Source organism: Kitasatospora sp. NBC_01250, assembly GCF_036226465.1.
Classification (GTDB): Bacteria; Actinomycetota; Actinomycetes; order Streptomycetales; family Streptomycetaceae; genus Kitasatospora.
This window is the reverse complement of sequence record NZ_CP108476.1, coordinates 8,834,916-8,849,867: the sequence shown is the minus strand read 5'-3', so window position 1 is coordinate 8,849,867 and position 14,952 is coordinate 8,834,916. Positions and strand designations below refer to the sequence as shown.

The window sequence follows — 14,952 nt, the reverse complement described above, 5'->3', positions numbered from 1 at the left end:
CCATGCGCGCCAGCCGACTGATCTCGCTGCTCCTGCTCCTGCAGAACCGCGGAAGGATGACGGCCGATCAGCTCGCCGACGAGCTGGAGGTCTCCGTCCGCACCGTCTACCGGGACCTCGAAGCCCTCGGCGCCGCCGGTGTCCCGCTGTACGGCGAGGCCGGTCACGGCGGCGGCTACCGGCTGCTCGACGGGTACCGCACCCGGCTGACCGGCCTCACCGCCGATGAGTCGCAGGCCCTCTTCCTGGCCGGGCTGCCCGGCCCGGCAGCCGAGCTGGGCCTGGGCGAGGTGCTGATGACCGCCCAGCTGAAGCTGTGGGCCGCCCTTCCGGCGGAGCTTCACGAGCGGGCCAGACTGGTCCAGGAGCGCTTCCACCTCGACGCACCCGGCTGGTACGCGCAGGCGGACGAGACGCCGCACCTGGCGGCGGTCGCCGCCGCGGTCTGGGACCGGCGCACGGTGTGGGTCCGGTACCGGCGGTGGAAGGCACCCACCGAGGTGGAACGGCGGCTGCAGCCGTACGGGCTGGTGCTCAAGGCCGGCCGCTGGTATCTGGTCGCCGCCGCGGACGGCGCCACCGCGCGTACGTACCGGGTCGATCAGATCCTCGAACTACGCTGTCTGGAGGAGCAGTTCGAGACACCCGAGGGCTTCGACCTGGCGGCGCACTGGCAGGACCGGCTCGCCGACTTCCATGCCCGGCTGCACACCGCGCAGGCGACGGTACGACTGTCGCCGCGCGGTGTCGCCCGGGGCGGCGAGCAGCTCGGCCAGGCGTTCGCCCGGGCGGTCGCGGAGTCTGGGACGGCCGAGGCGGACGGCTGGACCAGGGCGTCCGTGCCCATCGAATCCCTTGACCACGCCCACGGCGCGTTCCTGGGGCTGGGCACCGATGTCGAGGTCCTGGAACCACCGGCCCTGCGTGCCCGCCTGGCCGCGACCGCCCGCGAGCTCGCCGACCGGTACGGGGCCCCGGCCTCGTGAGGTCGTCGTCGCTGCTCCCCCGCTCATCCGGCGCGTGGCAACAATGCCCTGGTCCCCTAGGATCTTGCCATGACAGTGCATCGAGTCGCCGTCCTGGCGCTGGACGGGGTCACCCCGCTCGATCTGGCCATCCCGGCACAGATCTTCAACGCCCGACCGGAGACGCCGTACGAGATGACCGTGTGCGCGCTCGACGCGAAGGTGGCCACCACCGCAGGATTCGCCCTGGTCGCCGGTGGGGGCCTGGAGCAGGTGCGCGCCGCCGACACCGTGATCGTGCCGGGCTTCGAGCCGATCGTCCGGCCTCCGGACGCCGTACTCGCCGCGCTGGCCGAGGCCCGCGGTCGCGGTCGGCGCGTGGTGTCGATCTGCACGGGAGCCTTCGCGCTGGCCGCGGCGGGCCTGCTGGACGGCCTGCACGCCACGACCCACTGGAAGCACATCGAGGAACTCGAACGGGACTTCCCCGCCGTCACGGTCGACCGCGACGTGCTGTACGTCGACGAGGGGGACGTCCTCACGTCGGCCGGGGTGTGCTGCGGCATCGACCTCTGCCTGCACATCGTGCGCCGCGACCTGGGAGCGGGGGCCGCCAACGAGATCGCCCGCGGCCTGGTCGCAGCCCCGCACCGGGACGGCGGACAGGCCCAGTACGTGCCCGCTCCGGTCGTGGTGGCCGGTGAAGCCTCGCTCTCCGCCACCCGGGGATGGGCCCTGCAGCGACTCGACGAGCCGCTCACGCTGCCGGTACTCGCCCGCCACGCCGGCCTGTCGCAGCGCACCTTCATCCGCCGGTTCGCCGAGGAGACCGGCACGACCCCGCTGAAGTGGCTGCTCAACGCCCGGCTCGGCCGGGCGCGGGAACTGCTGGAAACCACGGACCGTCCGGTGGACCGGGTGGCGAGCGACTGCGGACTGGGCACGGCCGCCAACCTGCGGCTGCACTTCCGCCGCGTACTCGACACCACGCCCACGGCCTACCGGCGCACCTTCTGGCACGCCGACCGCAGCCGGCCGCCAGTGCCGACACCCTGATCGCCGGTCGTGGCAAAAACCTGACGAAGTTGGTCACTTTTGCCACTCGTCCGGCAGATGGCGCCACGGCGACGATGAAGTCATGACCGGACCTCCTCCGCACGAGGCGGTCACCGACCTGATCACGCTGCCCGGCACCCCGCTTGCCGACGCCGTCGTGAACCTCATCCGGCCGGTGCACACGCCCTCCCTGTTCAACCACAGCGCCCGCAGCTACCTGTTCGCCCGACTGGTGGCCACCCGCCTCGACCTGGCCGCCGGCCGGGACTACGACGACGACCTGCTGTTCGCCGCCTGCGCGATGCACGACCTCGGCGTCGCGTCCGACGGCCCGCACCGTCAGCGCTTCGAGGTCGAAGGCGCCGACCGGGCCGCCGAGTTCCTCATCCGCCACGGGACGTCCACGGCCGACGCCGACCAGGTCTGGCAGGCCATCGCCCTGCACACCTCGCCCGGCATCGCGGAACGCCGCGGCACGCTCTGCGTCCTCGTCCGCGGGGGCGTCGCGCTCGACTTCGGCGGCCCGCTGGGGGCCGATCACCTCGGCGCGGTCAGCGACGAGCAGGCCGACGCCGTCCACGCCGCCTATCCACGGCTGGACATGGTCCGTTCCCTGACGGACGCGATCGTCGCGCACGCGGCGAAGGACCCGAAGAACGCACCCCGGTACACGATTCCCGGCGAATTCCTGCGGGAGCGCGAGACCTTCGGCCAAACCCGGCTGGAGCACGCCTGCCGTTCCTCCCGCTGGGGCAACTGAGCCCCCTGGCTCACCCCCTCGGCCCGACGACCGGGCCGAAGAAGAAACCCACAGTCAACGCAAAGGCCACGCATCGCCATGACCAGCTACACCGTCGAAGTCCCCCAGGACAACGCCGTCTTCGGGCAGACCACCAGCGCCTTCGCAAGCTTCGGCTACTCCGCCGCGGTCCGCGCGAACGGCCTCCTGTTCATCGCCGGAACGATCGGTCGCCGGGCCGACGGAACCATCCCGGACACCATCGAGGAGCAGACCGAGATCGCCATCCGGAAGATCGAAGAGATCCTTCGGCTGGAGAACCTCGACCTGTCCGCCCTCGTCGACGTCACCAGCTACCACGTCGACATCCGCCAGCACCTGCCCGGCTTCGCCGAGGCCAAGAAGCGCCTCGTCAAGGAGCCCTACCCGACCTGGACGATCATCGGCGTCAGCGGCCTGGCCAGCCCAGGGCTCCTCGTCGAAATCCGCGCGATCGCCGCCTGCCCCGAGGCATCCCGGTAGATCGCCGCTCCTGGGCCGCCCCTGGCCCAGGAGCCCCTCTTGCTGTGCCGGCACCGGGCCCGGCGGGCTTGGCTACGGCCGTTGCCGGGGCAGCGGTTGAAGGGCGGGCCAGCGGGTGAGCATGCCCTGCCGCACGGTTGCGGCGAGCTGTCCCAGGCCCTTGAGCTCCTCGCCGGCCGCGGCCATCCGGCCGACGACTTCGAGACGGTGGACCAGTCGCTGCCGGGCCGTTGCCGTGCCCCACGTCCAGTCGCGGTTCGGGATCTCGGCCAGGTGGTCGGCGGTGCCACGGTGGGCCCGCTCGACCAGCGCGTCGCCCCGTAGCAGCCAGCCGGCGCATGCGTCGGTGAGATCGCCGTGGACCTCGGTGCCCGTCGCGCTGCGCCACGTCTCGCGGTAGGCGGCCTCCGCCGCCCGCAGCAGGGGCTGGGCCGGGGCGGTGACGCACCAACAGGTGGGAAAGCCGATGCGCAGGTAGGCGAGCTCCACGAGCCCGTTGCCCAGCGCTGCCTGTTCGAAGTCGATGAACCGGATGCCGCCGCCGGTGTGCATGTCATTGCCGGGGCAGGGGTCGCCGTGCAGCAGGGCATGGCCCGGTGCGCCGAGCAGACGGTTCACCAGGCCGTCCAGCTCGCTTCGGACACCGGAGGGCACTGCGACGCCGAGCGCCCTGGCAAGCCCGAGGAAGGAGTCGACGTCGTCGTGGGTCGGGCCCGACCAGGCGGGGAGCCTGCCCGCATCGTCGGCGCCGGTGGCCATGTGCAGCCGGGCCAGCGCCGAGGCGTAGTCGATCACCCAGTCCTCGCGGGGCTGCCGGTGCTCCAGGTACTCGAGGACCAGCACCCGTTCCGCCGGATCGGCGCCGAGGAGCACCGGCACCACCGGCGGATCGACCCGGGATGCGAGCGTCAGCGCGGCCACCTCGCGCGCATACCGCTCGTCGGCCTCCGGTCCGTCGACCAGCTGCTTGACCACCACGGGTGTGCCGGACAGCTCCGCCCGCCATACGCGTGATCGCGGGCTGCTGCCCAGTCGGCGGCCCCGACGAGGTGCGCCGAGCTCGGCCCGCAGCTCCTCCCCGAAGGGCAGTCCCGTCCCCATGGCGTCATCCTCGCATGCGCGCGAACACTTGTGGCGGTGAAGCGGGTTGGTCACCCGGAGCCCGTCAGTCACACCCCGCCTCCGCGCGCATCCGGAGCCCCGGAGTCAGTCCGCTTCGGCGGGCGACGAGCCACGCGGCACTAGGAACCGGTGGCGCCGTCGGTCAGCTCGCGGACGATGTCCAGGTGGCCCGCGTGACGGGCGTACTCCTGCAGGACGTGGAAGAGGATCCAGCCCAGGGTGGGCCGCGGGGTGCCGTCGTCCGGGAAGCGGCCGCCGGCGGCGGCGAGGGTGCCCAGCGGCGTCCCCGTGACGATGGCCCGGGTGCGCTCGCCGCCCGTGTGCAGCGCGGCGAGCAGGTCGGCAGCCGACTCCTGCGGGCGGACGTACCAGCGGTCCGCGGGGCCGCGGTCGCCCCAGGGCTCCGCGACCTGCTCGCCCCGGAAGCCCCAGCGCAGCCAGCGCTGCTCCATGTGGACGAGGTGCTTGAGCAGTTCGAGCAGGGTCCACCCGGACGGGAGCCTGCTGGCGCGCAGGTCCGCGTCGGACATCCCCTCGACCTTGGCACCGATCACGGAGCGGTAGTAGTCGAGATAGTCCAGCAACAGCGCGCTGGGGTCGGAGAGTTGCTGGTCCGGCTCGGGAACTGTAAACGTCATGGACCGGAGTCTGCCACTCCAGCTCCCGGCCGCCTACCAGCCCGTCCGGTCAACCGTGCGACCGGCCGCACCTGGCCGCTCAGGCCGCGGCCGGCTCCGCGTCGAGGATCGCGTCGATCTCGGCCAGTTCCTCGCGGGTCGGCACCCACTGTCCGGCGGCAGCATTGGCGCGCACCTGCTCGGCGCTGCTGGCCCCGGCGATGACCGAGCCGCAGCCGGGCCGTGCGGCGAGCGCGCCCACGCCGATCTCCAGGATGCTGCGGCCGTGCGCCTGGCCCCAGGCGGCGAGGCGTTCGACCGTGTCGAGACCGGCCTCGGTCACCCGCTCGGGCCGCGACGCCAGGCGCGAGCCCGCGGGGACACCCGTGGCACGGCGCACCTTCCCGGTCAACAGACCGTTGGCGAGCGGGAAGTACGGCAGCACCCCGAGACCGTAGTGCAGCGCCGCCGGCACCACCTCCCGCTCCACGCCGCGTTCCAGCAGCGACCACTCGTTCTGGGCCGAGACGAACGGCACCGCCCCGGTCTCCCGGGCGACGTGCGCGGCCTCGGCGAGCTGCCAACCGGCGAAGTTGGAGTGCCCGATGTAGCGCACCTTGCCTTCGCGCACCAGCTCACCGAGCGCGGCGAGCGTCTCGGAGATCGGCGTGTGCGGATCGGGGGTGTGCAGCTGGTAGAGGTCGATGTGGTCGGTCTGCAGCCGCCGCAGCGATTCCTCGACCGCCCGCCGGATGTACGCCCGGCCGCCCTTCGACCCGGCCGCGGGGCCGTACCCCAGGTCCGTCCGCTGATGGCCGAACTTGGTGGCCAGCACCACCTCGTCGCGCCGCCCCTTCAGTGCCTGGCCGAGCAGCGTCTCGGACCCGCCCAGGCCGCCGTACATGTCGGCGGTGTCGAAGAGCGTCACCCCGGCGTCGAGTGCCGCCTCGACCACCGCGCGGGTCTGCGCCGCGTCGAGACGTCCGCCGAAGTTGTTGCAGCCGAGTCCGACCGCGGAGACGAGGAGCCCACTGCTGCCGAGCGTTCGATAGTCCATGGGGGCACTGTACGTGCGGGACACGGACGGGCGGGGCAGGCTCGGCCCCGGAGTCAGGGCAGCAGGACGGCCCTGGCCCGGCACGCCGGCGCCCGAGGCATCGAAGACGAAGTCCACGCCGCCCGGGGCGACCGCCGCCACCCGCTCGGCCCAGCCGTCGCCGCAGCGCACGGCGGCGCCGAGTCGCCGTGGCTCTACGACGGCCCGGGCATGAGCCTGGCGGCGTGCGTGCTGTCGCCCGCCGGACTGGTGTGCGGCCCGTCCAACTGAGTGCGGTGCGGTGAGCGGGGCGGGAGCGGCCCTCGCGGGTCCGCTCCCCCGCTTCAGCCCAGGGGGAATGCTCCGGCTCCGGGGTCTGGGGCCTGTCCCTGTTCCTCCCCCGGTTCGGGCGGCAGCGTCCGGGTGAGCCACCGGTGGATCGCCTCCGCCGTGGTGGCCACGTGCTCCTCCAGGACCGAGTGGTGGTCGCCCGGCACCTCGCCGGCCCGCAGGTGCAGGGTCGGGACGGTCGTCTCCGCCGGCCGGTCCAGGAACAGGCGCGTGTAGGCGCCCATCGCCGCGAGGGCGGGCTCGTCGAGCCTGAGCGCGCTGCGGACGGCCAGTTCGGCCAGCCACTGCTCGTCCCGGACCGGGTGGGTGTCCACCAGCACCACCGCCAGGGCGCCGACCTGCTCCGCGACGGCCTGGGCGACCAGGCCGCCGGTGGAGCGGCCCAACAGCACCACCGGCCGGTCGAGTTGCCCGATGGAAGCGGCGTGCGCGCGGACCAGGGCCGCCACGTCCTGCGGTACGGCGCCGCCCTCGTACCCCGGGTGCGGGAGCAGCCACAGGCCGGGCAGGTGCCGGGCCAGCGGGCCGTACTCCCCGGGGGGCGAGGTGAAGGAGGGGAAGCAGACGATCGCCGGGCCGTCGCCCTCGCTGAGCCTGCGCGGAGCCGCAGCAGGCAGCGCAGCCGCCGACGGCAGCGCCCAGGAAGCGCAGACGAGCAGGTGCACGGCCTCCTGGGGCCGGCCCAGCTCGCACAGCCTGTGGTAGAGGAACGCGAGCGTCCCCGGCGCGGGTGGCGGGCGCAGCTGCTCGGCCAGGGCACGGGGCGTGGCGGAGTCGAGGACCACGGTGGCGGGCAGGCGCAGGGCGGTGCGCGCCTCCAGGCGGTTGCGCAGCTCGATCGAGGTCAGCGAGTCGAAGCCGAGGTCGAGGATCGGGGTGTCCGGCTGCACCTGCGGGTAGCTCAGCACGGCGGCGACCTCGGCGCACACCAGCTCCAGCAGGTCGGTCGGCGGCGCCTGCTGCGGCGTGCTGCCGGCCTCGGGCCGGGGCGGGCGGTCGAAGGCGATCGGCACCAGGACCGGCTCGTCGGTGCCCAGCGCCGCCTCCAGCAGGGCCACGCCCTCGGCGGGCGTCAGGGGCAGCAGGCCGGGGTCGGCCCTCCGGTCGGCCATCATCCCGATCGTCCACGGGCCCCAGGCCAGCGAGAGGGCGGGGAGCCCGAGGCGGCGGCGGTGGCGGGCGAGCTCGTCCAGGTAGCCGTTGGCCGCCGCGTAGTTGGCCTGCCCGGCATGGCCGAGCACACCGGCGGCCGAGGAGAAGAGCACGAAGGCGTCCAACTGCCGGTGCGCGGTCAACTCGTGCAGGTGCCGGGCCGCTTCGGCCTTGGGGCGCCACACCGTCTCCAGGCGCGCCGGGGTCATCGACGCGAGGATCCCGTCGTCGAGGACCCCGGCGGTGTGCACGACGGCGCGCAGGTCCTCGATCGAGTCGACCAGCGCGGCCAGGGCCGCCCGGTCGGTGACGTCCAGCGGCGTCTCGCCGCTGCGGCCGGCGACCACGACGCGCACGCCCTGGTCCCGCAGGTGCTCGGCGACCGCCCGGCCCAGCGCGCCGCCGCCGGTGACCAGGACGGTCCCGCGCCAGCTGAAGGACCCGCCCGGCACCGGGACCAGCTCCGCGCGCTCGGCGACGATCCGCGTGCGGCCGGCGTCGGCTTCGGCCAGGGTGAACCTGCCGGGGTGCTCCGTCTGCGCGACGCGCACCAGGGCGGCCACCGCCGCTGCGGCCAGGTCCCCCGGCCGCACCAGGACCGTCAGATGCTCGTGGCCGGCCTGCAGTTCCCGCAGGGTGAGCGCCAGCGCCGCGGGCGCGTCGCCCGGCGGCACCTGAAGGACCTGGCCAGGCGGCGGCGGGCCCGCGACCCGCTGCCACGCGGGGCGGAACAGCGTGCCGCGGCCGGTCGCGGCCGCCCGCACGGTGAGCGATTCGACGCACGCCACCGGCCGGCCGCTCTGATCGGCCAGGTCGATCCGCCCGTCCCGGAGGCGCACGCGCAGGCCGGTGGCGCCCCGCGCCAGCAGGTGCACGCCGCGCAGCGCGAACGGCACCCCGCCGCTGAGCTGCCGGGCCGGGTGCAGCGCCGCGTCGAACAGGGCGGGGTGCAGCGCGAACCGCCCCGCGTCCGGGAACTGCCCGCGCACCTCGCCGAAGAGTTCCCCGCCGCGGCGCCACATCCTGCTCAGCCCGCGGAAGGCGGGTCCGTAGTCGGCGTGCTCGACTTCGAGCTCCTCGGCGTCCGGCGGGGGCCACGGACCGAGGTCCGGCTGCGGCCCGGGCCGGGAGTCCAGGCGGCCGCTGGCGCAGCGGACCCCGCCCGCGTGCACCTCGAACGGCCGGGCGCCGTCGGACTCGGGGCGCACGACGATCTCGGCCCGCCGCGTCTGCGGAAGGCGCATGGCCGTGTGCAGGACCAGTTCGTCGACGGTGGTGCAGCCGGCCCGCGCTCCGGCGTACAGCACCAGCTCCAGGATCGCCGTGGCGGGCACGATCGCCGTGCCGTCCACGACGTGGTCGAGCAGCCACACCGGGCTGAGGTCGGCGACGCACACCACCTCGCCGGACCCGGGCACCACCACGGTCGACTCGATCAACGGGTGCTCGGCGGCGCGGTCGAGCCAGTAGCGCTGCCGGTCGAAGGCGCGGGTGCCGCGCAGCCGGGCCGCCGCCCGCTCGGGGTCGGCGGCGGGGATGACCCCTTCGACGAGCGCGGCCAGCGTGTGGCCGGGGCCCAGTTCGACCAGGGCGGCGCCGTCGACCGCGGCCAGGTGGTCGGCGAAGCGGACCGTCTCGCGCACGTGCCGCACCCAGTGGTCGGGATCCTCCGGTCGGGCCCCGATCACCGCAATGAGCGGTGGACGGTACGTCAGACTCCTTGCCACCTGCGCGAACTCGGCCAGCACGGGGTCCGTCAGCGGGGAGTGGACGGCGTCGCTCGCGGTGCGCCCCGGGGCGCCGCCCGCGGGCAGGTCGCGCATGAGCCGCCCGCGGGCGGTGACCAGGGTGGCCGCGTCCGCCAGGGACAGGACGCCTGCCACGTGCGCCGCCGCGAGCTGCCCGGCGGAGTGCCCGATCAGCGCGTCCGGGCGGTACCCCCAGGACTCCAACAGGCGGAACAGCGCCACCTGGTAGGCGAACAGGGCCGCCTGGGCGAAGTCCGTGCGGTGCACCAGGTCGGTGTCGATCGCCTCCCGCAGCTGCGGATCCAGCCGGTCGCACGCCTGCTCGAAGGCCGCGGCGAAGACCGGGTACCTGGCTGCCAGCTCCCGGCCCATCCCGCGCCGCTGCGCGCCCTGCCCCGGGAACAGGTACGCCACCCGCAGCTGCTCGTACTCCTCGACGATCACGTGCGCGTTGGTCCCCGAGATCCCGAAGGCCGACACCCCGGCCCGGCGCGGGCGGTCCCGCGCCGGCCAGGGCGTCGGCTCGGTGACCAGGCGCAGCGCACCGGCGGACCAGTCGACGTGCGGGCTGGGCTCGTCGAGGTGCAGCGTGGCGGGCACGGTGCGGTGCCGCATCGCCATCACGGTCTTGATCACGCCGGCGACCCCGGCGGCCGCCTGGGTGTGCCCGAGGTTGGACTTGACGGTGCCGACCAGGACGGGCTCCGGCCGGTCCTGGCCGTAGGTGGCGAGCAGCGCTCCCGCCTCGATCGGGTCGCCCAGCGCGGTGCCGGTTCCGTGGGCCTCGACCACGTCCACCTCGGCGCCCGTCACCCCGGCGTCGGCCAGCGCCTGCTGGATCACGGCCGCCTGGGCGGGCCCGCTGGGCGCGGTGAGGCCGTTCGACGCCCCGTCCTGGTTGACCGCCGAGCCGCGCAGCAGGGCCAGGATCGGGTGCCCCTTGCGCACCGCGTCGCTCACCCGCTCCAGGACCAGCAGCCCCACGCCCTCCGACCAGGCCGTGCCGTCGGCGGCCGCGGCGAAGGGCTTGACCCGTCCGTCCGGGGCCAGGCCGCGCTGGCGGCTGAACACCACGAAGCTGTCGGGCGTGGCCATGACCGTCGCGCCGCCGGCCAGGGCCAGGTCGCACTGTCCGGCCCGCAGGGCGTCGGCCGCGAGGTGCATGGCGACCAGCGAGGAGGAGCAGGCCGTGTCCAGGGTGAGCGCCGGACCGTGCAGCCCCAGGTGGTAGGCGATCCGCCCGGAGGCCACGCTGCCCGCCGCGCCCAGCGCGATCTGGGACTCCAACGGGTGCGCGGCGCCCCGGAAGCGGCCGGCGTAGTCGTTGTACATCAGGCCCAGGTACACGCCGGTGTTGCTGCCCCGCACCGACTCGGGCGCGATGCCCGCGCGTTCGAACGCCTCCCAGGCCGTCTCCAGCAGCAGTCGCTGCTGCGGGTCGGTGGCCAGGGCCTCGCGCGGCGACATGCGGAAGAACGCGGCGTCGAAGTCGGCGGCGCCGGTGAGGAAGCCGCCGCGCGTGACGTAGCTGGTGCCCACGTGGTCGGGGTCGGGGTGGAACAGCTCGTCCAGCGGCCAGCCCCGGTCCGCGGGGAAGTCCGTGATGGTGTCCTGGCCGGCGGCGACCACCCGCCAGAGGTCCTCGGGGCAGCTGATCCCCCCGGGGTAGCGGCAGGCCATGCCCACGATCGCGATCGGCTCGGTGGCCGGGACGGGCGGCGGCGCAGCGGCGGCCCCGCCCGCGAGGTGGCCGGCCAGCGCGCGGGGCGTGGGGTGGTCGAAGACCAGCGACGGTGGCAGCGCGAGGCCCAGCTCCGCGCCCAGCCGGTCGCGCAGGCGCACCGAGCCGAGCGAGTCCAGCCCGGCTTCGGCGAATGGCTGGTCGGCTCCGGGCGACCGGCCGGTGATCGCCTCGGTCGCCCGCCCGACGGCGTCGAGCAGGTACTGGAACCGCAGCAGCCGCCGAGCGGGCTTGCCGGAGGAGGTCTGCGGGATCCGGCTGACCGGGCGGATCGCCTGCGGCACCCGGTGCGGCGGCAGCCGGCGACGGCAGGAGGCGAGCAGCGCCGCCGGGTCCGCCTCGCCCACGACGTAGGCGACCGGCACCTCGCCGAGGAGCGGGTCAGGCTCACCCGCCACGGCCACCTCCTGGACGCCCGGGAGGGGGGCGAGGACCCGTTCGATCTCGGCCGGGTGGATGTTCTCCCCGCCCCGGATGATCATTTCGCCGGCCCGCCCGGTCACCACCAGCCGGCCGCCCTCCTGGTGGCCGAGGTCCCCGGTGGCGTGCCAGCGCTCGGCGCCGGGCATCCTCAGCTGGATCGCGCCGTCCACGAACCGGGTCCCGATGCCGGGCAGCACGACGCCGTCGACGGCGATCTTCCCGGACGCCTCCGTGCTGCCGTAGCCGTCGTGCAGGTCACGGGCGAACCTGCGGCGGAACCGGAGCCGCAGTTCCTCGGGCAGCGGGGCCCCGGCCGACAGGCACCGCACCGGCAGTGGGGCTCCGGCGTCCAGGAGTTGGCCGAAGACCGTCGGCACGCCGCCCAGCGCGGTGAACGGTGTGCGGCGCAGCAGGTCGGCGGCCCGGTCCGGGGTGAAACGGTCCATCACGTAGGCGCTCGCGCCCAGCGCCAGGACGCCCACCACGCACATCGAGTGCCCGAAGGCGTGGAACAGCGGCAGCGGCCACAGCAGGTGGTCGTCGCCGGACATGCCCAGCAGCCCCCGGTAGGCGTCCTCCGCCGACCGGAGCCAGGCTCCTTGCGCGGACAGCACGCCCTTCGGCTCCCCGCTGCTGCCGGAGGTGTAGTGGAGCCAGGCGGGCTCGTCCGGCCCGAGGTCGTCACGCGGCGGTCTGCCGGTGGGCACGAGCAGGTCGTCGACGGTCACCACGCCGACGCCGGCCACCCGCTCGACCTGCGCGAGGTGTTCGCGGTCGGTGACCACCAGCCCGGCTCCGCTGTCCGCCAGCCGGAGCCGGAGGTCGTCGTCGCCGCTGCGCGGGTCGAGCGGGACGCCCACCGCGGCCGCCCGGCAGACGCCGAGCACGGCCGTGACGGCAGGCACCCCGCTGCCCAGGTACAGCGCCACCCGGCTTCCGCGATCGACGGGGAGGTTGCCGGCCACCCGGGCGGTGCGGTGGGCGAGATCCCGGTAGCTCACCGCACCACCGGCGTCGGCGAAGGCGGTCTTGCCCTGGAGCTCCGCTGCGTGACGGAGGATCAGCTCGTGCACCTGGCACCTCTGCGGTCGGTCCCGGCGACCAACTGGCGCTGGTCGCCGGGATCCTGCCCCGCGGTCGGCTGCGGACTCCTCACACTATTCGGCGGCGTCAGGGGACGAGGGTCAGCCGGCGCTCCTCCTCCTCCCGGTGGTCGAGTGCCTCCGCCAGCTTCTCGCCCTCGATGTCGGGGTCGGGCACGAGGCGGCCGTACCACCGGGGGTGGTACCAGATCCGCGAGCCGAGGATCGCCATCAGGGCGGGCACCAGGGCGAGCCTGACCACGAAGGCGTCCACCAGGACACCGACGGCGAAGCTGAAGCCGATCGCCTTGACCATCGGGTCGTCGCCGAGCATGACGGCGACGAAGATCGAGGCCATGATCAGCGCGGCTGCGGTGACCACCCGGGCGGACAGGCCGGTGCCGGTGACGGCCGCGCCCCTGGCGTCACCGGTGCGGGTGTACTGCTCCTTGATCCGGGAGACCACGAAGATCTCGTAGTCGCTGGAGAGGCCGAAGATGATCGCCAGCAGGATGATCGGCAGGAAGCTGAGCGTCTGGGTGGGCTCGACCCCGAACAGCGCCTTGCCCCAGCCCCACTGGAACACCGCGACCTGGGCGCCGAGCGCGGCACCCGCCGAGAGCAGGAACCCGAGGATCGACTTCAGCGGCACCAGGATGGTGCGGAAGGCGAAGGTGAGCAGGACGAAGGCCAGGCCGACGACGACCACCAGGAAGACCGGCAGCGCCTGGGAGAGCTTGGCGGAGACGTCGATGTCCATCGCGGTCTGGCCGCCCACCAGCACGGTCCCGCCGGCCTGCTCCTGCAGCGCCGGGCGGTCGTCGCGGATGTGGTGGACCAGGTCGGCGGTGTGCGGGTCGGCCGGCCCTGTGGTGGGCACCACGCTGATCAGCGCGATCCCGTCGGTGACCACGCCGACGTGCGCCGAGGCGACCCCTGGGAGCCGTCCGAGGGAGGCGCTGAGCTGCTGGGCCCTGGCCGGGTCGGTGACGTTCTCGGCCAGGACGGTCAGGGTGCCGTTGTAGCCGGGGCCGAAGTGCTCGGTCGTCAGGTCGTAGGCGACGCGCGAGGTGTCGCTGGTGGGGCGGGCGTTGGCGCCGGGCAGCCCCGGGTCCATCGAGACCGCCGGGACCGCCAGCAGACCGAGGCCGAGCACGCCCAGGACCAGCACCGGAACCCGGCGGCGCACCACCCAGGCCGCCCAGCGGGTGCCCGCCAGCCGGGCGGGGTCGCGCACGGCGTTCTCGGTGGCGGGGCGGGCACGGCGCAGCAGCGGCAGCCGGGAGAACCGGCCGGCGCGCTCACCGGCGAAGCCGAGCAGGGCGGGCAGCAGGGTCAGCGCCACCAGCAGGGCGAGCGCCACGGCGCCGGCGGCGGTCAGGCCCATCACGGTCAGGAACGGGATGCCGACCACCGCGAGGCCGCACAGCGCGATGATGACGCTCAGTCCGGCGAAGACCACCGAGCTGCCCGCCGTCCCGGCGGCCCGCCCCGCGGACTCCTCGGGGCTCTGCCCGGCCAGCAGGTTGGTGCGGTGCCGGGAGAGGATGAACAGGGCGTAGTCGATGGCGCAGGACAGCCCCAGCATGCTGGCCACCGAGGTCGAGGCGGCGGCGATGTCGGTGACGGCGGCCAGGATGCTGATGCCCGTCATCGAGATGACCAGCCCGAACAGGGCGGTGGCGATGGGCAGTCCACCGGCGAGGAGGGAGCCGAAGGTGAGCACCAGTACGACGAGCGCGACCGCCATGCCGATGGTCTCGCTGTTGGCGGCCTTGGCGTGCGGGTAGACGGCGCCGCCGAACTCGACCTGCACACCGGCGTCGTGCGCGGCCTGCGCGGCGGGCCGCAGCCCGTCGACGGTGGCGCTCTTCACGTCGCCCGCGGCGGAGTCGTAGTTCACCGTGGCGAGCGCGAGGTGCTTGTCGGGTGAGACCGCCATGGTCTTGAACGGGCTTGCCACACCGGTGACCTGGGGCAGCTTGCCGAGCTCCTGCACGGCGGCGTCGATGGCCTGCTGGTAGCCGGCGGCGGTGATGTCGGCGTTCGGCGTGGCGAAGACGACCTGGGTGGAGGCTCCGGAGGCGGCGGGCAGCTTCTCCTGGAGCGCGCTGACCACCCGCTGGGACTCGGTGCCCGGGATGGAGAGCGCATCGGTGGTCCTGCCGCCGGCCGCGCCGGCGACGCCGACCGCGGCGGCTATCACCAGCAGCCAGCTGAGCAGGGTCGCCCAGCGGTGGCGGAAGCACCACCGGGCGAGTCGGTACAGGTAGCGGGACATCGGTGCTGGGCACTCCTCGTTCGATGGCGCAGGGCGTTCGGCGACCTGGGGCCTTGGGTGTCACGGGCACGCCGGACAGCGGGCTGCCAGCGAAGGCAACAATGCCAACGGTAGCTT

The 14,952-nt window shown here is 74.3% G+C and carries 9 protein-coding genes; 4 read left to right on the top strand and 5 right to left on the bottom strand.

Features of this window, described 5'->3' with window-relative positions; genetic code table 11:
* Window positions 1-2: 2 nt before the first annotated feature.
* The 4 genes from OG500_RS37295 (at window position 3) to OG500_RS37280 (ending at window position 3,282) form a co-directional block, all read left to right on the top strand.
* Window positions 3-986, top strand: a complete 984-nt coding sequence (locus OG500_RS37295) for a helix-turn-helix transcriptional regulator (RefSeq protein WP_329587071.1) — start codon at window positions 3-5, stop codon at window positions 984-986.
* Window positions 987-1,055: 69 nt separating this feature from the next.
* Entirely contained in the window at window positions 1,056-2,021 is a 966-nt protein-coding gene (locus OG500_RS37290) for a GlxA family transcriptional regulator (RefSeq protein WP_329587068.1), read from the top strand.
* Window positions 2,022-2,103: 82 nt separating this feature from the next.
* Window positions 2,104-2,781: an HD domain-containing protein gene (locus tag OG500_RS37285; protein ID WP_329587065.1), complete on the top strand. Its 678-nt coding sequence runs from the start codon at window positions 2,104-2,106 to the stop codon at window positions 2,779-2,781.
* A 78-nt stretch (window positions 2,782-2,859) separates the two neighbouring features.
* Complete coding sequence (locus OG500_RS37280) at window positions 2,860-3,282, top strand: RidA family protein (protein ID WP_329587062.1); 423 nt, start codon at window positions 2,860-2,862, stop codon at window positions 3,280-3,282.
* A 72-nt stretch (window positions 3,283-3,354) separates the two neighbouring features.
* Here the strand turns inward: OG500_RS37280 and OG500_RS37275 are convergent, their stop codons facing one another.
* The 5 genes from OG500_RS37275 to OG500_RS37255 form a co-directional block, all read right to left on the bottom strand.
* Complete coding sequence (locus tag OG500_RS37275; RefSeq protein WP_327071316.1) at window positions 3,355-4,383, bottom strand: aminoglycoside phosphotransferase family protein; 1,029 nt, start codon at window positions 4,381-4,383, stop codon at window positions 3,355-3,357.
* Window positions 4,384-4,523: 140 nt separating this feature from the next.
* The gene (locus OG500_RS37270) at window positions 4,524-5,042 is read right to left on the bottom strand and encodes a DinB family protein (RefSeq protein WP_329587058.1); all 519 of its coding nucleotides are present in this window, start codon (window positions 5,040-5,042) and stop codon (window positions 4,524-4,526) included.
* A 79-nt stretch (window positions 5,043-5,121) separates the two neighbouring features.
* Window positions 5,122-6,078, bottom strand: coding sequence for an aldo/keto reductase (locus tag OG500_RS37265; RefSeq protein WP_329587055.1), 957 nt, complete (start codon window positions 6,076-6,078; stop codon window positions 5,122-5,124).
* Between the two features lie 323 nt (window positions 6,079-6,401).
* Window positions 6,402-12,545 (bottom strand): polyketide synthase, encoded by a 6,144-nt coding sequence (locus OG500_RS37260; protein ID WP_329587052.1) that lies wholly within the window; start codon window positions 12,543-12,545, stop codon window positions 6,402-6,404.
* Between the two features lie 97 nt (window positions 12,546-12,642).
* A complete protein-coding gene (locus tag OG500_RS37255) occupies window positions 12,643-14,835 on the bottom strand; it encodes an MMPL family transporter (protein WP_327071312.1) in 2,193 nt (730 codons plus the stop codon).
* Window positions 14,836-14,952 lie beyond the last annotated feature (117 nt).